At 65.3% G+C, this 18,511-nt stretch carries 20 protein-coding genes; 12 read left to right on the forward strand and 8 right to left on the reverse strand.

Annotation, left to right across the window (positions count from 1 at the left end; translation table 11 throughout):
• Nucleotides 1-68 precede the first annotated feature (68 nt).
• From AAFG07_RS12800 to AAFG07_RS12810, 3 genes are all read left to right on the forward strand, one after another.
• A complete protein-coding gene (locus tag AAFG07_RS12800; protein WP_092125941.1) occupies nt 69-374 on the forward strand; it encodes a nickel-binding protein in 306 nt (101 codons plus the stop codon).
• A gap of 94 nt (nt 375-468) precedes the next feature.
• A complete protein-coding gene (locus tag AAFG07_RS12805; protein ID WP_342727580.1) occupies nt 469-864 on the forward strand; it encodes a hypothetical protein in 396 nt (131 codons plus the stop codon).
• A 113-nt stretch (nt 865-977) separates the two neighbouring features.
• The gene (locus AAFG07_RS12810) at nt 978-1,805 is read left to right on the forward strand and encodes a class I SAM-dependent methyltransferase (protein ID WP_342727581.1); all 828 of its coding nucleotides are present in this window, start codon (nt 978-980) and stop codon (nt 1,803-1,805) included.
• A 123-nt stretch (nt 1,806-1,928) separates the two neighbouring features.
• Here the strand turns inward: AAFG07_RS12810 and AAFG07_RS12815 are convergent, their stop codons facing one another.
• From AAFG07_RS12815 to AAFG07_RS12835, 5 genes are all read right to left on the reverse strand, one after another.
• Complete coding sequence (locus tag AAFG07_RS12815; protein WP_342729139.1) at nt 1,929-3,518, reverse strand: FecR domain-containing protein; 1,590 nt, start codon at nt 3,516-3,518, stop codon at nt 1,929-1,931.
• A gap of 152 nt (nt 3,519-3,670) precedes the next feature.
• Complete coding sequence (locus AAFG07_RS12820; RefSeq protein ID WP_342727582.1) at nt 3,671-3,997, reverse strand: hypothetical protein; 327 nt, start codon at nt 3,995-3,997, stop codon at nt 3,671-3,673.
• Nucleotides 3,998-4,152: 155 nt separating this feature from the next.
• Nucleotides 4,153-4,767 carry a septation protein IspZ gene (locus AAFG07_RS12825; protein ID WP_342727583.1) on the reverse strand — a complete coding sequence of 205 codons (615 nt, stop codon included), beginning with the start codon at nt 4,765-4,767 and terminating at the stop codon, nt 4,153-4,155.
• Nucleotides 4,768-4,885: 118 nt separating this feature from the next.
• Nucleotides 4,886-5,989, reverse strand: coding sequence for a helix-turn-helix domain-containing protein (locus AAFG07_RS12830; RefSeq protein ID WP_342727584.1), 1,104 nt, complete (start codon nt 5,987-5,989; stop codon nt 4,886-4,888).
• A 294-nt stretch (nt 5,990-6,283) separates the two neighbouring features.
• Nucleotides 6,284-7,051, reverse strand: coding sequence for a DUF2147 domain-containing protein (locus tag AAFG07_RS12835; RefSeq protein ID WP_342727585.1), 768 nt, complete (start codon nt 7,049-7,051; stop codon nt 6,284-6,286).
• Nucleotides 7,052-7,235: 184 nt separating this feature from the next.
• On the opposite strand from AAFG07_RS12835, the gene AAFG07_RS12840 reads away from it, so the two are divergent.
• The 5 genes from AAFG07_RS12840 to AAFG07_RS12860 all read left to right on the forward strand — a co-directional run bounded on the left by AAFG07_RS12840 (nt 7,236) and on the right by AAFG07_RS12860 (nt 11,372).
• Nucleotides 7,236-8,069 carry a DUF2147 domain-containing protein gene (locus AAFG07_RS12840; protein WP_342727587.1) on the forward strand — a complete coding sequence of 278 codons (834 nt, stop codon included), beginning with the start codon at nt 7,236-7,238 and terminating at the stop codon, nt 8,067-8,069.
• Nucleotides 8,070-8,172: 103 nt separating this feature from the next.
• Entirely contained in the window at nt 8,173-8,514 is a 342-nt protein-coding gene (locus AAFG07_RS12845) for a hypothetical protein (RefSeq protein WP_342727588.1), read from the forward strand.
• A gap of 809 nt (nt 8,515-9,323) precedes the next feature.
• Nucleotides 9,324-10,541 carry an extensin family protein gene (locus tag AAFG07_RS12850; protein ID WP_342727589.1) on the forward strand — a complete coding sequence of 406 codons (1,218 nt, stop codon included), beginning with the start codon at nt 9,324-9,326 and terminating at the stop codon, nt 10,539-10,541.
• Nucleotides 10,542-10,653: 112 nt separating this feature from the next.
• Nucleotides 10,654-11,037, forward strand: coding sequence for a response regulator (locus AAFG07_RS12855; protein WP_092115949.1), 384 nt, complete (start codon nt 10,654-10,656; stop codon nt 11,035-11,037).
• A gap of 140 nt (nt 11,038-11,177) precedes the next feature.
• Entirely contained in the window at nt 11,178-11,372 is a 195-nt protein-coding gene (locus tag AAFG07_RS12860) for a hypothetical protein (protein WP_342727590.1), read from the forward strand.
• Nucleotides 11,373-11,460: 88 nt separating this feature from the next.
• On the opposite strand, the gene AAFG07_RS12865 is transcribed toward AAFG07_RS12860, so the two are convergent.
• Entirely contained in the window at nt 11,461-12,051 is a 591-nt protein-coding gene (locus AAFG07_RS12865) for a TetR/AcrR family transcriptional regulator (protein WP_342727591.1), read from the reverse strand.
• Between the two features lie 122 nt (nt 12,052-12,173).
• On the opposite strand from AAFG07_RS12865, the gene AAFG07_RS12870 reads away from it, so the two are divergent.
• From AAFG07_RS12870 to AAFG07_RS12885, 4 genes are all read left to right on the forward strand, one after another.
• Nucleotides 12,174-12,554, forward strand: a complete 381-nt coding sequence (locus tag AAFG07_RS12870; protein ID WP_342727592.1) for a DUF4267 domain-containing protein — start codon at nt 12,174-12,176, stop codon at nt 12,552-12,554.
• A gap of 1 nt (nt 12,555) precedes the next feature.
• Nucleotides 12,556-12,876 carry a DoxX family protein gene (locus tag AAFG07_RS12875; protein ID WP_342727593.1) on the forward strand — a complete coding sequence of 107 codons (321 nt, stop codon included), beginning with the start codon at nt 12,556-12,558 and terminating at the stop codon, nt 12,874-12,876.
• 79 nt (nt 12,877-12,955) lie between these two features.
• A complete protein-coding gene (locus tag AAFG07_RS12880; protein WP_342727594.1) occupies nt 12,956-13,660 on the forward strand; it encodes an SDR family oxidoreductase in 705 nt (234 codons plus the stop codon).
• 405 nt (nt 13,661-14,065) lie between these two features.
• Nucleotides 14,066-16,738: an alpha/beta hydrolase fold domain-containing protein gene (locus AAFG07_RS12885; RefSeq protein WP_342727595.1), complete on the forward strand. Its 2,673-nt coding sequence runs from the start codon at nt 14,066-14,068 to the stop codon at nt 16,736-16,738.
• Nucleotides 16,739-16,921: 183 nt separating this feature from the next.
• Here AAFG07_RS12885 and AAFG07_RS12890 read toward each other — a convergent pair whose 3' ends face one another.
• Both AAFG07_RS12890 and AAFG07_RS12895 read right to left on the reverse strand, forming a co-directional pair.
• Nucleotides 16,922-17,215, reverse strand: a complete 294-nt coding sequence (locus AAFG07_RS12890; RefSeq protein WP_092115942.1) for a hypothetical protein — start codon at nt 17,213-17,215, stop codon at nt 16,922-16,924.
• 161 nt (nt 17,216-17,376) lie between these two features.
• Nucleotides 17,377-18,219 (reverse strand): GNAT family N-acetyltransferase, encoded by an 843-nt coding sequence (locus tag AAFG07_RS12895; RefSeq protein ID WP_342727596.1) that lies wholly within the window; start codon nt 18,217-18,219, stop codon nt 17,377-17,379.
• Nucleotides 18,220-18,511 lie beyond the last annotated feature (292 nt).

Here is an 18,511-nt window from a genome sequence, read left to right on the forward strand (position 1 = left end):
CCTATAGCTCATCATGGCCCGAGATCATCGTGGCCGCTGTCCAACAGTCGTAAACTGAGGAGATTTCGATGGAACTCTATGTCATTCGCCGTCCGAGCGCCTGGGCAAACATGGGCGAGCTGGAGCTTGCAGGCGCAACGTCCGCCAGGATCGGCGACGAGCAGATGCCGGACCGCGTCCGCTGGATCCGCAGCTACGTCGTGCATGAGGCAGATGGTCGCATTGGCACTTTCTGCATCTACGAGGCGCGTGACGGTGACTCGATCCGCGATCATGCGCGCTGCGTCGGCATGCCGGGTGAGGAATTCTACAAGGTCGCGACCACAGTGGTGGTGCGTGGCGATCCCATCCAACCGCCCATTGCAGCCGAATGACGCCTGCGAGGCGTCGCATGGCGCATCCCGGCCCAACCATTATCCGGGGCGCCATCACACTTCGATCAAGGGAACGATAATGTCGATTTCATCCATGGAGTCCTTCTACAATCCGGTGCGAAGGCATTTTTTCATTCTGCTTTTGCGCATCCGCCGGATCGTCAATCAGTCGGTCGCAGGGATGCTCGCACGCCGCGAGCGTCAGGCAAATTGCTTGATGTCGCGCGATCTCGGCGGCCGGCGGTCGAAGGGCGCCGGCAACCGCGGCTCTCGGCCGATCATTCGCAGCGCATTGCTCGGGCTGATGATCGCGGGTCTGTCGTCACCCGTGTTCACGCGAGCGGAGGAGCCTGTGGTTCGGGAGCATCATGTAGCTCCGGCGCAGCAGGCGGCCTGGCCTCAGCGCAGTGGGCCCGGCTGCAGGCATCGTTCGGATTGGAGCATTGTTGCCGCGTCCACCATCCCGGTCCTTCTCGACCGTCGCAGCTAGCTCGCAGCACATTGAAGTCATTGCACGACGCCCATTGGCGCAACTCGCGGACATCAGGCGAAGCCAGCAGCTTCGCCGCCGGCCGCGCGACACATTTTTCAAAGGAGATACACATGAACGTTCAGACCAAAATGCCCACCGTCGATCTCGCCGCCGTCAAGGCGCGCCAGCAAGCCGCCTGGAGCTCGGGAGACTACGCGATCGTCGGCACCACGCTTCAGATCGTCGGCGAAACGCTCTGCGAGGCGGTCGACTTGCGCAGCAATCAAATGGTGCTCGACGTCGCCGCCGGCAACGGCAATGCGACGCTGGCCGCGGCGCGGCGTTTTGCCGACGTGGTCTCGACCGATTACGTCGGAGCGTTGCTCGAGCGCGGCCGCGAGCGTGCGGCCGCGGAGCGGCTGCCGGTTACGTTCCAGGAAGCGGACGCGGAGAGGCTGCCGTTTGCGGATGCGAGCTTCGACGTCGTGCTGTCGACTTTCGGTGTCATGTTCACCGCCGACCAGCAGCAGGCGGCGAATGAATTGCGCCGTGTCTGCCGCATCGGCGGCAAGATCGGCCTTGCGAGCTGGACACCGGAGGGTTTCATCGGCCAGCTGTTCAAGACCATCGGCAAATATGTGCCGCCGGCGCCGGGCGTCAAATCTCCCGGGCTATGGGGCACCGAAGCCCATCTCGCCGCCCTGTTCGGCGCGCAGGCCAGGGTTGACGCCAAACGCAGGCACTTCAATTTCCGGTACAGATCGCGCGAGCATTTCCTCGAGATCTTCCGCACCTATTACGGTCCGGTGTTGAAAGCCTTCGGGGCGATCGATGCCGTCAAGCAGCAACTGCTCGCCGCCGACCTGTTCGGCCTGATGGACCAGTTCAATGCCGCCAGGGATGGAACGCTGGTGATCCCCAGCGAATATCTGGAGGCTGTGATCACCAGGCAGGGTTGATCTGCCGCTCGCTGTTCGTCGATTGGAGCGTGGTGCCGGCGTTCTCGCCGGTGCCACGCTCGCGCGTCGGATCGCAGAAGCTCGTCAAAGAAGCTCAGATGAGCATGACATTGCTGCGATCGATCAATTGTGACGCTTGTCCTTGGGCGGCGGCCTCGCGGCGCGCGGCGGCGGCGCGCGCCGTTGCTGGAAGGCGGGGCGTGCCTGCACTGCGGGCCGTTGTACGCCCGGACGCGGACCCGGTGCGTCCTGCTGAATGCCGGGCCGCGCCTGGCCGGGTGCCTGCGGCGCAGGCTGGGCCGCGCCCTGTCGCGGCACGCCTGGCTGACCCGGTTGACCTGGCTGACGCACGCCGCCCGGCGCCGGTGTGCGACCGGGTTGCAGACCGCCTTGACGTGCAGGCGATTGTTGCCCGCCGGGTGACGTCGCGCCGCCTTGGCGCGTGGGGTCTTGGCGCGCAGGTTCTTGGCGCGCAGGCTGTCGCGCAGGCCGTTGTCCGGCTGGCGTCTGGACACCGGGCGTGTGTGGCAGCGTCGTGCCGCCGGGCTGGCCGGGCAGCGCGTGTTGTGCGCCGCCTTGCTGCTGCGTGCCCGGCTGCTGCTGCGAGCCCTGCCGGCCAGGTGTGCCCGGTTGCTTGCCCGGTTGCTGCGGCTGGCCCGGACGGTTCGGCTGGCCGGGCTGCTGCAACTGGTCCGGACGGTTTTGCTGACCCGGCTGCTGCGGCGCATTGCGGTTCTGGCCCGGCAGGCCGTTCTGACGCTGCGGGTTCGGCTGCACCGGCTGGCCACGATTCGGATAGGGCGCGGCCGGATTAGTGCGGCGGAAGTCGGGGTTGGCGCGGCGGAAGTCGCGCTGCTCGGTCACGACCTGACGGCCCAACGTCTGTGCGGAATGTACCGCGCGCACAAAGCCCTGGTCGCGCGTCATCTGTTGCGGCGAGATCGTCAGCGGCACCGCGGCGAAGCGCGCGCCGCCAGTGCCTGGACGAATCGCAAATCCGCTCGCCCCGCGCGTCAGCACGCCGAGCGAGGCGCCGCCGCGGTCGTTGACCTCGATGCGGCCGACATGTCCGTCGGCGTCGGGATAGAGCTTGATGCCGACATTGTTGCTGGTCGCGGTCGCGCCTTCCGGCACTTCGACAAGGCCGGTGGTGCCGCGGATGCCGAGGGTTGCGGTCGGCGTCGAGATCTTCATGTCGCCGGTCTTGGCGACGGCGGCGGCGACGAACGCCGCCGTGCCCTTGGCGACGTTGAACAGCGCGCTGTTCTGCTGGCCGCCGTCCTCGTAGACATAATTGTCGATCGTGATCCTGGCGTTGGCCCGCAGGTTGAAGGTGGTGCCGTCGTTGAAGGTGATGCCGAGCGAGGAGGTCGCGGATGTGGCGACGTCGTCATTGGCAAAAATGTCGTCGCGGATTTGCAACGGCGTCGTGGTGTTGTTGCGCGTGACGGTGGCGGTGCCGGTCAGCGTCGCGACGTTGCCGATCGGCTCGGGCGCGGTGGCCTGCGGCGCGGCGGCCGGAGCGGGTGCAGGCGTGGCAGGCGCTGGCGTTGACGGTGTCGCACTCGGCGCCGGGGCGGCCGAAGGCGCCGGAGCAGGCTGCGCTTGCGCGAGCTGCGTCAGGTCCGGTGCGGCATTGGCCGTTGCATGCCAACCGATCGTGACGCCGGCACCAAGCAGAAGCGCATAAAGGAAGGCGCGGCGCATCACCATCGATTCCCGGGAGGCATTGGGGATCGGCAATTGAGCCGCGTCAGGCTGAATGCCGAATGAACGGTCCTGCCTTGTTGTCATGGCGGCCCCGAACGATCAAGCGCCGCACTCCCGGAAGGAAGCGCGGCGCTTGGTCGTTGTTGGGGTTTTGGTTAGCCGCGCTTGTGGGGAGCGATGTTGAGTGGCTTCGCAGGCTTGGCCGTGGGCGCATAGCTTGCAGGCTGCGCGGCGGTCGCCGGCGGCACGTAGTGGAACACCGCCTTGCAGCCGTCGCTGAGCAGCGCGCGCTGCCGGACCATGCAGGCGGTGACGCGATCGACATCGGGGATTTCCGAGCTGCACAGCCGCATCGCATCGCCAGTGCACATCTGCTGCTGCTCGTCGGTGTAGGCATAGGACGCGGAGGTCAAGAGACCGAGCGTGAACGCGGTTGCCGCCAGCAGTTGGCCGTGACGAAGCGTCGAAGCGGTGAAAGCCATGATGTCCCCCTTGTGGTGAGCGCGCCGTTGCAGCGCGTCGTCGAAGGCATCATGAGGGAGGCTTGGTTTCGGCAATTCTTCGTGCGCACGGCAAAATGGTTTCGTCGCACGCCGGTTTGTTTCGTTAACCACACGCCGACGGGTAACGTCAGCGCCTACGGTGTCGCCGCCGCCGGAGCCCCCTCGAGCGCGAGCACGGCCTCGCGCTGGGCTTCGGGCATGGCGCGGATGCGGCGCCTGGCGGCGAGGCGGATCGCGGCAAATCCGCCGAGGAACACCACGATCTTGCTGACGATGCCGAAGATCGGCATCACGACAGCCCATGTCGTGATCTCGCAGGTCAGCGCGACGAAGGCGTTCACGGCGGCGGAGGTGAACATCAGGGCTGCCCAGGCGTAGCCGACCATGACGGCGACATCGGGCACGACGGTCTGCGCGATCTCGGGCAGATAGCGGTTGAGCCAGCCGGGCTTCAGCATCACGACGCCGACGATTGCGTAGATCACGCTCGGCTTGAACAGCACGAAGCGCGGGTCATTCGTGAGCAAAGTCGCGGTGCCGGCGGTGACCACCAGGAACAGGCTGAGCCATTCCATGGTGTCGATCCGTCTCCGGCGCACCATCTGGATGCCGATCTGCGTGGCGCCGAACGCGATGCCGATACCGACCGAGAGCGCGGTGTTGTGCGTCAGCAGGAACAGAACAAGAAAGACGAGGGTCGATGCCAGGTCGAGGGCCAGCAGCTTTGCCGCGGTCAAAAAGTGCTTCATCGGCCGTCGAACTCCGCTTGCCGTGTTACGCCCTGGCGCGATCCGCGCCTGTGTCGGCACAGCTAGGCAGGTTGTGGGGCCGCAAGCCTATCGATTTCTGAAATCGAGGAGTGAATTCTCACCCCGACCGGGCGATTTCCGCAGCGTCCGTTGTTTGCGCGGCCGTCGCCCGGCGCCGAAACTCGGTCGGCGTCAGCCCGGTGTCCGCCTTGAAGGCGCGGTTGAACGGCGCCAGCGACTGGAACCCGGCATCGAGCGCAATCGTCAGCACCGGCACCTCGGCCTGGCCGGCATCGGCGAGCGCCGCCTTGGCTTCGTCGAGCCGGTAGCGGTTGAGGAAGGCGTTGAAGTTGCGGTGGCCGAGCCCGTCATTGATCAGCGTGCGCAGCCGGTATTCCGGCATGCCGAGCTTGACCGCCAAGACGCCGATGGTCAGCCCCTCCTGCCGGTAGGTCCGCTCGGTCGCCATCAGGTGCTTGAGGTGATTGAGCGCGGCCTGGCGGGAGGCAGGCGGACCGGTATTGGCGAGCGAACGCGCGACCGGTGCCGCCTGGCCGGTTCTGCCGCCAGCAACCGCCGGCTGGCTCTCGGGCGGATCGAACAGCATCATCCAGATCGCGATCAGCGCGAATGCGCCAAGCGCGAGCGCGGCGCTGAGGCTGATCGACCGGGTCGGGATCGCGGCGAGCCCGGCCGCCGCGGCGAACATCATCTGAAGGCCGATGCCGATCAGCAGCGCGATCAGGATCCGGCCGCGTGCCGTCGTCACGGCGGTACGCCATCCCTTCGGAAGTTGCGCGATCCCGAGCACGGCGAAGGCGATCGTCGCCAGCGCCAGGGCGCGGCCGCACGGCCCGGCGAGATCGGGCCAGATCGTCCAGCAATTATGGCTCACAACGCCAAGGCCGGCGAGCAGCGTCCACACCGCCGCATGCCAGGGCCGCAGGGCAAACCGCTCGTCGAACATCGCGCGCGCCCACAGCCAGAAGATCACCGGCGAGCCCATCGCGAAGGCGACGAACGGAGAGCTCCAGCCGAATGACGACGAAGGGAAGAAGGGTGCGGTCGTAATCGCGTAGGCCGCGCCGGCCACGCCCATCGCGGCACCGAGATGCGCGGCGCGATGCACCGCCGCGTAACGCAGCAGCAGCACCGCGCAAACCACCAGGAACAGCGCGACCACCGCGCCGCGGAGACCGAGTTCAAGAGCCGTCATCGCCATCGCAAGCCGCCCGCAGGTTCGATTCAACTTCGACACGGCGGCACGTATAGCGCGTCCGGCGACCGACATGAAGCGACCGCCGGACCGGCAATCACCTGGACACCGCCCCATGCACAAACTCGGTGTCGTCCCTGCGAAAGCAGGGACCCATAACCACCAATGGGCATTGTCGAACGGTCCTGTAACGACAAGTCCCGTTCATCACATCCGCCGCGGCGTATGGGTCCCTGCTTTCGCAGGGACGACGGCTGTGATGAGGTCCGCCAACCGGTTCCTTCTCGGAGATCGAAGGCCTTAGCTGACCCGCTTCCAGGTCTGGCCGCCGCAGAACATGCCGCCGAAGGCGCAGCCCTGCACGCGCATCGCATTCGGGCCCTTCATCGCGATCGTCGAGTCGTAGTTGCGGCCGGAGTCGGGATCGTGGATGCGGCCGCTCCACTTGCTGCCATCGGGCTTCATGTTGATCAGGATACGTTCGTTGGTCTTCTCGGAGTAGCCGCACAGATTGGTGCCGCAGGCTTCGACGCGGACGTTGCCCTTGTTCTCCTCGGTGGCCCAGACGCCGATCGGTCCGGTCGCCGGTGCAGGTGCGAGGGCAACCGGAGCGGCTTGCGGCTGCGGCGCAGGCTGCGCGGTGGCCGAGACCGGTGCAGGCGCAGCGGGCGCGGAGTCAACCGGCGCGGGGGCTGCCGTCGCAATCGTTGCCGGTGGCGCAGGGGGCGGCGGAGGCGGCGGGACAGCGGCAGCGACCGGCGCGGCCGGCTGCGGCGCGGCGGCCTGAACCGGCGCAGCTGCGGGCACAGGCGGCGGCGCGGGCGGCGGTGGGCTCGTCGAGGCGACATCGTCATCGTCGTCGGACTTCGAGCCGAGATTCTTGCTGATGCCGCCGATCGTGCCGCTATAGCCCGGCGCCGAGATGCGGATGCAGGACAGCGCGCTGCAATTGCGCGGCGCCTCGACATGGATGCGCTGGCCGTCGATCTGGAAGGTGATGCCGGTGCCGCCGGCATACGCTGATGTGGTGGCCATCAGCAGCGCGGCGATCGCAACGAGCTTCTTCATCTTAAGTCTCCATGGCGTTGAGCGGGGCTGGATCGATTGGTCCGGACGCTACGTGCCGCCGGCTCCGGTTTCCGTGATGTGCATCACGTTGCGGGGCTGAGCCGAATGGCTCGCCACGGTGACGGAGATCACTGCGCCGCGAGCACGGCGACCTTAAGCGTCATCGGATGTTTTGGAGGCTTCGATGAAGCGCTTCTGCCTGCTCGTCGTGCTGATGCTGTTCACGCCGTTCGCCCATGCCGGTGAGGGCATCTCGTTCTCGGTTGGCGGCCACCGCGTCTATCTGGATTCGATGCGCTGCCGCTCCTTGTCGTGCATCTCGGTCTCAGGCGGCTCCAGGCGCGACGACGGCGGTGACAACGGTCGCACGCTGAAGCCGGTGCGCGCGCCGGCGGCAACAGCAGCGATCCCTGCCACGCCGGCTGCGAGCGTGCTGCCCGCGCCTGTGCCGGCAGCACCTCCCGCGCCTCTGCCAGTCATCGTTTATAAGCCCGCCCCAGTCGCGCCTGCTGCCGCTCCGCCACCGTCAGCACCGTCGCAGCCGCGGGTGATGACGCCGCAGCCACCGCCGGTTGTCGCAGCTCCGCCGCCGGCCGCGGTGCCCGCGGCGCCTGCGCGTCCGGCGCCGCCGGTGATACGTGTCTCGCGCGAGGCCGACGAACCCGACGACGGTCCGATCGGCGACTGGCAGACCGAAACCAACAATCTGGTGCGCATCTGGCTCTGCGGCACGGCGTTGTGCGGCTATGCGCTCGACAGGACCACGCGCGATCTCGGTGAAGTGGTGCTGATCAACATGAAGCCGAAGACGGACGCGCGCTGGAACGGCGGCGTCTACAGCCAGGACAGCGGCAACATCCGTTACGGCACGATCGAGTTGAAGGGCGCCGACAGACTGCGGGTCTCGTCCTGCGCGCTCGGCCGCGTCTACTGCACCGGTGCCGACTGGGTCCGCGTCTCGCACGCACGGCAGCGCGTGATCACGCAGGGCCAGTTCCGGGGCGAGCCGCGCTCCTGAACGCGCAGCTGTCCAATTTGTAACCGGATGCCTTCGAACCGTTTGCCGCCTCGCACGCGACCGATAGAGGTCAACGCTGTCCTCGCAAGCGATGGAGGCAAACATGAAACGCCTGAGCCTGGTCGCGCTGCTGCTCGCCGGCAGCGTCGCCGCCGCCCATGCCGACAGCGACATCTACACCAACATCTTGAAACAGACGCGCGGCGACGACGCCCTGCATGCCGACGCCGCGGTCTGCGATGCAGAATTCGGCGCGCCGCAGAACGGCATGCCGACGTCGCGGCAATACAAGAGCTGCATGCGCGCCCGCGGCTGGCGCTTCAGCCACACCATTCGCGAGCCGCGCCGACGCGACGACGGCTATCCCGACCCTGATAATCCCGGCCTCGTCTGCCACGATTTTACGATCGGCGGCGTCACCGGATCGAGCTGCTCGAATTTTTGAGATGACGACGGGTGTAAGGCACTCCATCACCGTCATCCTGAGGAGGCCGCGCAGTGGCCGTCTCGAAGGATGAACGGCCCGGCTGGTGGCCGTCGACCCTGCGAGACGCGCTTCGCGCTCCTCAGGGTGACGGAATCAGCTATCGCAAGAAAGCAAAGCGCCCGGCGGGGGCGGCCGCCGGGCGCTGAACTCATGGCCTGGTCGAATGCTTTAGAACACGCCGAGAATGATGGCGCCGACGAAGGCGAACGCGATGTACGCGGCCACAATGCTCAGCTTGCTCAGCAGAGGACTCGCGAAATCCATTGGGAAGCTCCCTTGGCTCACAACGTGCCCGCATTAACGCAAAAGCTAGCAAGAGGTTCCTGGCCGAAAAAGTCAGCCTTGCTGCCAAGCTCGATGTTCCCACGCGATGCCGCATTGCGATGCGTGGCTCAAACAGGCGGCGAATCAAGACGTTGAAGCGCCCGCAAATAAATTCCGCGGCGTTGCGGGTTGCGGTCAGGCTGCCGGTTCCGAATACCGTCTGTCATGTCTCAGAAAGATTGTGGTGCTTTGAAACACAATCAAAAGGTCAATAACGATGCCGCAGGATGTCGAACCTCAATGCCTTCTCGACCACAACAATGCGGTGGCGTCGCTCCGCTGCGACGTGATGCGGAGCGTTCGCCACAGTTGATGACACAACGAGAACGATGCGGTCGCGCGAATTGCGCTGCCGGGTTCCGCCGCATGGTTAAAGGCACCTGAAATCAAACAGTCGAAATGCGTTGAAGAGTCTTTAATCAAATTCGCAGAACCTCCGCGCCATGACGCGTGGAGTTCGTTTGTATCTCGTCGGCTCCCTTGTCCTTGTGTCGCTTGCTGGTTGCGGCCGCGGTCTGTTTCAGACTGCCGAGCGCGAACCGTGGCGGGCCGAGGCTGAGGCCGCATGCCTGAAATCAGGCGCGGTCAAGGAAGGCCCGGACCTCGTCCGCATCGATCCGATTTCCGGCCCCGGCGTCTGCGGCGCCGAGTTTCCGCTCAAGGTCGCCGCGCTCGGCGAAGCCAGTTCGGCTTACGGATTTGCCGACGACAGCCTGCGTCCGCCGGCGTCGGTCGGCAACCAGCCACGTTGGCCGATCAATCGTCAGCCGAGCCCGCCGCCCGCGCAGGCGCCGTACTCCGAACAGGCCGTCGGGCAGCCGAACTATGGCAGCCAACCGAACGGACCGGTGTCGCTGTCGGCGCCCGGCGTCCCGCCGCAGCAGGGCGAGATCGACCTGCCGCCGGACGGCTCGCCCGATGCCAGCGGCGAGCGACCTTATTATCCTGGCCTGCGCAGTAATCCGCAGCGCGAGGGCGCGACCGCGCCTTATTCACCTGCGCCGTATTCGCAGCAACCGCCAGGCGCGCCACCGCCGCCACGGCTCGGTCCGTCGGGCGGCAATCCGGTGATGACGGTCGGCCCGGTTGCAGTGAAGCCTGCCGCAACGCTGGCGTGTCCGATCGTCTCGGTGCTGGAGCGCTGGCTTGCCGAGTCCGTGCAGCCGGCGGCGCAGCGCTGGTTCGGCGCGCGCGTCGTCGAGATCAAGCAGATCTCGGCCTATTCCTGCCGCGGCATGAACGGCAATTCGCACGCGCATATTTCCGAGCACGCCTTCGGCAATGCGCTCGATATCGCGGCCTTCACGCTCTCTGACGGCCGACGCATCTCGGTGAAGGATGGCTGGAAGGGTCTGCCGGAGGAGCAGGGCTTCCTGCGCGATGTCCAGGCCGCTGCCTGCCAGCAATTCACCACGGTGCTGGCGCCGGGTTCAAACGTCTATCACTACGACCACATCCATGTGGATCTGATGCGCCGGGCCAGCCGGCGCCTGATCTGCCAGCCCGCTGCCGTCTCAGGCGAAGAGGTCGCGGCGCACGCCGGCGGCCGTAGCCCCTATGCAGCGCGCGAACCTTATGTCACAGGATCGCTTGGCGGCAGAAAGCCGACTCCGCGGGGTAAGGCGGGGGTCAACGAAGAAGACGAATTCGCCGACGAATAGGGACGCGTCTGATACCCGTATTTTTACTGGGGATGCCGTGCAAACGGTAGCCACTATTTGCTGCATATGCTCGCTGAACCGGGCGCACCCGGCTGATTTCTGGGGGATAGCTTTGCAAGACGTGCCGATCATTCTCGTCATCGAAGACGATCGTGATCTTCAGATGATGGTAGAGGACGCCCTGAGGGACGGCGGCTATGAGCCGGCGATCGCAGGCTCGGGCGAGGAAGCCCTGACGCTGCTGAAGGCGTTCCGCACCAAATACAGTGCACTGGTCACCGACATCCGCCTGCTTGGCCGGCTCGACGGCTGGCGGGTGGCGCGCGGCGCCCGCGAGATCGATCCGTCATTCCCGGTGCTCTACATCACCGGCGGCGGCGGCGACGAGTGGCCGACCCGAGGCGTGCCGGACAGCGTGCTGCTGAACAAGCCGTTCTCGCCCGACGAGCTGGTTGCCGCCGTGGCGAAGCTGCTCAAGAACGGCGCGCCGGCCTGACGGCGGCTTCGCGCGGCCTGCCGCGCGTGGTGGGCTGTTTGGGGCGGGCGCCTATTCCGTCTTTATAAGATCTCGTCGCGGCTCTTCTCGAATTCATACGTCCTCGCGCTCATCTTCGCCGCAGCAGCCGGAGAACGAAGATGACGACCTATCGCGCCTATATCGTCGGACCGCACAGCCGATCCATCGGCGTGGTCAACATGGATTGCAGCGACGACGATGCGGCCGTCACGTCGGCCAGCCGTCTTGTCGACCGCCATGATGTCGAACTGTGGCAGATGGATCGGCCGGTCGCCAGGTTCGACGCCTGTTCGAAGCAGGTGTTCCGGAAGTAGTGCGACACTGCGCGCAGACCAGCGCGCAGACTCATAAGCGCACAGCCGTCATCCCAATGCGCCGAAGCCGTCCTTCGACCGAACGGCCTCAGTCGCCAGTACGCGGGCTTTTTCCTGACACGACGATCGCTCGCACAATTAGCGTGATGCGCTCGTTGCGCGCGCTGGGCCGAATTCTGCCTGAACGTTCGAGTGTGGCGACCCCATGAAGGGCTGCCCAAAAAGTCTCGGTCACATCAGCTACCTCGACGCAAAACGGCGCGACGACCGCCGCGAGTGCTTCGAAACCGGCCCGCAGTTCGGGTCTGGTGCCAGCTTCGGCGAACCGCAAATCCGTTGGCAGGACAAACATGGCGTCGTAAAGCGCGGGACGATCCAGCGCAAAGGCGAGATAGGCCAGGGCGACATTCTTGAGGGCGCTTCGCCCTGTCGATCCGCTCGCTGCTTCGCGAAGTGCGACCGTGAGCTCCTTGAAGCCCTCGACTGCAACTGCCGCAACAATCGCATCCCGGTTCTTGAAATGTGAGTAGAGGACGGGCTGGCTATATTCGATCTCGTCGGCGAGACGGCGGACCGTAACGGCATCCCATCCTTCACGCTCTGCGATCACCCGAGCTGCCGCGACAATGCGATGCTCGCGCTCAGCCCGGTCCCTGCCTTTTCGCTCCGTGATACCCAATCCTCGATCTCTCGCACCTGGAAGGCCCAGATATGTCAATATCATATCGATGCTTGATATTCTAGCAATGCTATTTATCTAGCAGTGCTAGATATGGTTCTTAAGCTGGATGAGGACGTGTGATGCATTGGCTTGCGCTCGGAACGGGATTGCTGCTGGCCCTGGGAATTATCGCGATCGGCACCCTCTATGTCGCGAGCCCGACAACCGCGACACGCAGTTTCGGCCTGCCGCTTCCTGAAAATGGTCCCAACGTCGCCTGGTGGCTTCGCCTCAAGGGGGTGCGCGACATTGCGGCGGGACTGGCCGTATTGGCGTTCATGGTGTTCGGCGCGCCGCGCGAGGTCGGCATCATCCTGCTGGTTGAAGCCATCATCCCCATCGGCGACATGCTGCTCATTCTTGCCGCGAAAGGCTCCACCAGCAGCGCCTTCGGCATGCACGGTGTCACGGCGGTGATCATGGTCCTTGCGGCGATGCCCCTGATCATTGGGGTGCCCTGAGATGATGCATGCTCTCTCAATCTGGCTGCTCGCTGCTGGCTTCTTTGGCGCAGGCCTCTTCAACGCGATCAGCACCTCAGCGACGCAAAGCGATTTCGCTCGGTGGGGCTACCCGCGCTGGTGGGGCATTTTGACCGGTGGATTGGAGGTGATCAGCGCTGTTCTGATTGCAATTCCCGCCAGTCGGGTTGTTGGCCTCGTGCTTGGGGCGGCCATCATTGCGGCCGCGGTTTTCACCGTTATGCGCCACCGTGATTTTTCTCATCTTGTGCCACTTGGCGTCTTTGTCGTCTTGATCGCTCTTGCCGCGACCTCGTCCTGAGCGCCGCCCCGCCTGTCGCGCTGCCCGATCCCTGATGATAGACCTTGCTTCAGGTTCGTCATCAAATGGGATCTCGATCATGACAGCAGAGAAGGTCGCACTCGTCACCGCAGGCGGCAGCGGCATGGGAGCGGCGGCGGCGCGGCGGCTTGCCGCAGATGGATTTCGCGTTGCGATCCTGTCGTCGTCGGGCAAGGGCGAGGCGCTGGCCGGCGAGCTCGGCGGCATCGGCTTCACCGGCTCGAACCGTTCGAACGACGATCTGAAGCGCGCCGTCGACGGCGTGATGGCGCGGTGGGGCCGCATCGATGCGCTGGTCAACAGCGCCGGCCATGGCCCGCGTGCGGGCGTGCTGGAATTGACCGACGACCAGTGGCACACCGGTCTCGACGTCTACCTGATGAACGTGATCCGCCCGACACGTCTCGTCGCACCTCACATGCAGGCGCAGAAGTCGGGCGCGATCGTCAACATCTCCACCGCCTGGGCTTTCGAGCCGAGCGCGATGTTTCCGACCTCTGCGGTGTTCCGCGCCGGGCTCGCCGCGTTCACAAAACTGTTCACCGACAGCTACGCGGCCGACAACGTCCGCATGAACAATGTGCTGCCGGGCTGGATCGACAGCCTGCCGGCAACCGACGCGCGCCGCGACAGCGTGCCGATGAAGCGTTACGGCAAGGCGGAGGAGATCGCCGCGACGATCGCGTTCCTCGTCTCCGACGGCGCGGGCTACATCACCGGCCAGAACATCCGCGTCGATGGCGGCTTGATGCGGTCCGTGTAGAACGCAATCGCGAACCCGTCATCCTGAGAGCAAGTGAGTTCGTGATTTACAAGCGGCACCAAATATTCGGTGTCGTCCCGGCCGAGTGCGCGCTTGCGCACGAAGCCGGGACCCATAACCACCGATGGTCATTGTTGCGCGTCGTTGGAATGACGAGTCCCGTCCACAACATCCGCCGCGGAGTATGGGTCCCGGCTTTCGCCGGGACGACATTGAAGTGTGTGGCGCCGTTCGTACCCGTGGCGTCGCCACAACTTATGTCAACACTTGCGTCTACGCGCTGCGCGTCGCACTCCAGGCCGCGCACGCCATAATTGCGGCGACCTCAGATTGCGTTTGTCGTGATGACAAACTGAAAGCGCAGCGCTAGCCTTCCGTCAAATCAAAACATACGGGAGGAATGGCATGCCAGACGCAGCAGTTGCAGCACGCGCTTCGGACGCCACGCGCAGCGGAACCACGCAGCAGGTCGACGTCGCGGTCGTCGGCGCCGGTTTCGCCGGTCTCTATCTGCTGCATCGGTTGCGCAAGGCGGGCTTCTCGGCAGTTGCCCTCGAAGAGGGCGGCGACGTCGGCGGCACCTGGTACTGGAACCGGTATCCCGGCGCGCGCTGCGACATCCAGACCATCGATTACAGCTACACGTTCGACCCCGAGCTCGATCAGGCGTGGACCTGGTCGGAGAAGTACGCGACCCAGCCGGAAATCCTGCGCTATCTCGGCTTCGTCGCCGACCGCTACGATCTCCGCCGCGATATCCGCTTCGGCACCAAGGTGACGCAGGCGACCTGGGATGATGCGACTGCGCGTTGGCTGATTGCGACCAACAACGGCGCCAACGTCTCGTGCCGCCATTACATCATGGCGACCGGCTGCCTGTCGTCGCCGAAGCCGCCGGAGATCGACGGCGTCAAGGATTTCAAGGGCGAGATCTATTTCACCGGCCGCTGGCCGCATCAGGGTGTCGACCTGAAGGGCAAGCGCGTTGCCGTGATCGGCACCGGGTCATCGGGCATTCAGTCGATCCCGTTGATCGCCGAGCAGGCCGCGCAACTCACCGTGTTCCAGCGCACGCCGAACTTCGCATTGCCGGCCGGCAACGGCCCGGCGCCGGAAGATCGCAAGAGCTTCTTCGAGACCGACCGCGCGGCCTATCGCGACCAGGCGCGCTGGTCGATGGCCGGGGTGCCGTATCCGCAGCAGACCGTGGTGAGCTGGCAATTGAGCGACGCCGAGCGCCGCGAGCGGTTCGAGAGGGCGTGGGCGGCGGGCGACCTCGTCCACATCCTGACCCAGCTCTGGGCCGACCAGGCGGTCGATGTCGACGGCAACCGGCTGGTCGGCGATCTGATCCGCGAGAAGATCGGTGCCGTGGTCAAGGATCCGGAGACGGCCGCGGCGCTGGCCCCGCACGATCATCCGTTCGGCGCCAAGCGTCCCTGCCTCGATACCAATTACTACGCGACCTACAATCGTCCGAACGTGACGCTGGTCAATCTGCGGCAGGAACCGATCAAGGCGATCACCGCCGGCGGCATCTCGACCGACAAGCGCAGCTTCGATGTCGACGTCATCGTGTTCGCCACCGGCTTCGACGCGATGACCGGCGCGATCATGGCGGTGCATCCGATCTCCGGCCGCGGCGGCAAGTCGCTGTCGGATGTCTGGGCGCACGGACCGCAGACCTATCTCGGCGTCACCGTCGCGGGCTTCCCCAATCTGTTCATGATCACCGGTCCCGGCAGCCCGTCGGTGCTGTCGAACATGGCGGTGTCGATCGAGCAGCATGTCGACTGGGTGGTCGAGCGCATCGCCGCGTTGCGCGACGCCGGCTTTACCACGATGGAAGCCACCGAGACCGCGCAGGCCGGCTGGGAACGCCACATGGCCGATTGCGCGACGCTGACGCTGCACCGGCTCGCCAACACCTGGTACACGGGCGCCAACGTGCCCGGCAAGCCGCAGGGCGTGATGCCCTATACCGGCGGCGTCGGTCCGTATCGCAGCATCTGCAACGAGGTGGTCGGGCGCGGCATGCTCGGCTTCAAGCTCTCCGGTCCCGGCGTTGCCGAGCAGTGCAATGACGGCGAGGTGGTGCGTTTGCAGCCGGATGTTCGGCTGGTGCTCAATATGCTCGGTGAGATGAACCTGCCGCCGATCGAGACGATGGGGGCGCAGGGCGCACGCGACTTCCTCAACGAGTTCAACAAGGGCCGTCCTGCCGGCCGTCCGGTCGGCGAGGTCGGCACCGGCGTGCTGCAGGGCGCCGATGGTCCGCTGCCGTACAAGCTGTATCGTCCGGCGACGCCGGGGCCGCATCCGATCGTGGTGTATTTCCACGGCGGCGGCTGGGTGCTCGGCGACGAGCTGTCGGACGATCCGTTCTGCCGCGATCTGTGCCGACGCACCGGCATGATCATCGTCAGCGTCGGCTATCGCCACGCGCCCGAGCATCGCTTCCCGGCTGCGGCCGAGGACGGCTATGCGGCGACGCGCTGGATCGCAGCCCACACCGCCGAGCTCGGCGGCAGGGCAGGGCCGGTGCTGGTCGCGGGCTGGAGCGCCGGCGGCAACATCGCGGCCGTGACCTGCCAGCTCGCGCGCGATCGCGGCGGGCCCGAGATCGCAGGCCAGCTCTTGATCTCGCCGGTCACCGACTCCTCCTTCGACCGGCCGTCCTATGTCGACAATGCGGCCGGCTACTTCCTGACCCGCGGCCTGATGTTCTGGTTCTGGGACCTGTACTGCTCACCGGCCGACCGCACCGATCCGCGCGTCGCGCCGTTGCGCGGCAAGCTCGAGGGACTGCCGCCGGCGTTCATCGCGACCAGCGAGTTCGATCCGCTGCGCGACGAGGGCATTGCCTATGGCGACGCGCTCGCGAAAGCGGGCGTCAAGGTCGAGCAGCTCAAGGCGCACGGCCACTTCCACTCGTCGTTCGTGATGGTCGACGTCATCATCACCGGCGTTGCCGGGCGCGTGAAGATGGCGAAGGCGCTAAGGCGTTTCGCCGGACTGCCCGAGGAGCTGGAGCAGGACAACGTCGCCGCGCCGCGGGTCAACGCGGCGGCGAACTAGAGCATGATCCGGAAAGTGTGAAGCGGTTTTCCGAAGAGATCATGCTTAAACAATGAGCTAAAGCGCGATGACGATTGAACCTGATCTCATCGCGCTTTAGGGCGCGCAAATCCCCGCGGCTTGCCCGCGGGGATTTCGCACGGCTCTGCAGCTCCAGTTCTGATTCAATCAGAACCGGAGGCTCTAGAGGAAGGCGAGGTGCTCCACCTTGTTCACGACGTCGTCAAGCGTCTGCTTGGTGGCCGCGGTATCGCCGCCGGCCATGAACACCTGCCAGAACTGGCGATCGACATTGTGCAGATGCAGGATGGACACGCGAACGCCGTTCTTGTTGCCGGCAACCTCTGACTGGGTATTGACGACATCGGTGAAGCCGTTCTGCTTCAGCGTATTGGCGACGACGCCCTTGAGCTCGCCGACATTGGCGAGTGCCTCGCTGAGGCCCATGCTGCGAAAATTGAAAAACAGGAACGCCATGCGACACCTCCTTCTGTTGCGGACGAGCGCAGCGCGCGGAAGTGCGCCGAACTGGCTCTCTCGCTCAACCAGAGGTGTATTCCCTATCGAACAATCGCGTTATGAGCCGCTTCACAGGAACCGCGTTCGCGAGCGTGCGTCATTTGAACGCACGGGCTCCTCTAGCCGAGCTCGAACGTCGTGACGCCGAACACGCGGTCGATCCGCAATGGCGGGATCGCGCCGGTGTACATCCGCGCGGTCTCGAACACCGGCGACAGCCCGAGGCCTTGCGCCAGCGCCACGGCGTCACGGTTGACCGCGGGGACATCGAGGAAGATGTCGCCGCCGCCTGCGCTCGCAAGTAATGCCGAGAGGATGGTCTCGGCGCTGGCGCGGTCGTCGGCGACAAGCGGACCGATCTTGCGGCCGGTGCGACACGGACGGATCACACCCCAGCCGGCCAGCCTGCCGTCGCGCATCAGCGCGCGTCCGATGTGTCCCGGCCCGTTGATCCAGGCGCGCAGGAAGGCCGGGCGCGGTGCGGGAAACACCGTGGCGTCATCGGCCTCGACCAGCGCGATGGGCAGATCGGTCAGCGCGACGATGCTGGCGTTCGGCGCCGGAGGTGCTGCGACCGTGCCGCCGTAGCGCACATTGGCGTAAGCGAGCGCGAAGCCGGACTTTTGGTAGTTCGCCTGCTGCGCCACCACGCCATCGAGCCCGATCACGCGCGGATGCGCATGCGCGATGGCCGCATTCCAGATCTTCAGGCCATGGCCGCGGCCGCGCAGATCCGGACGCACGATGTAGAAGCCGAGGAAAGCGAAACGCGCGCCGTAATTGACGCAGGAGATCACCGCCGCAGGCTGGCCGTCCAGCTCGCCGATGAAGAAGCCCTGCGAGTCCTCGGCGGCAAAGCAGGGCGCATCGGCGAGACCGGGATTCCATCCCTCCGCTGCGGCCCAATCCACCGCGAGCGCGATCTCGTCCGGCCGCATATGTCGGATGATGAGATCGCTCATCGACGATGATCCCGTGTGATTGGAGTCACGGACCGTGCCTCCTTATCTGTGACGATCACACTACCCTCACATAATGTGACTGCCCACAGAACGTAACCTGACACGCACAAAATTTTCGACGAATTCATCTAACAATTTATAGCTTTGTCATAGTTAGAAACACGTTTGACTTGTAGTTGCCACAAGCCTAACAATCTCGCGCGCCGCCGCGGATTTCAGGTGCGGTGCTCGTGAATCCCGGATCCAGCGGCCTTAGCGTCGCAAATTTCGAAATCGGAATCACCCTCAGCAG

This window comes from Bradyrhizobium sp. B097, from assembly GCF_038957035.1.
Taxonomy (GTDB): domain Bacteria; phylum Pseudomonadota; class Alphaproteobacteria; order Rhizobiales; family Xanthobacteraceae; genus Bradyrhizobium.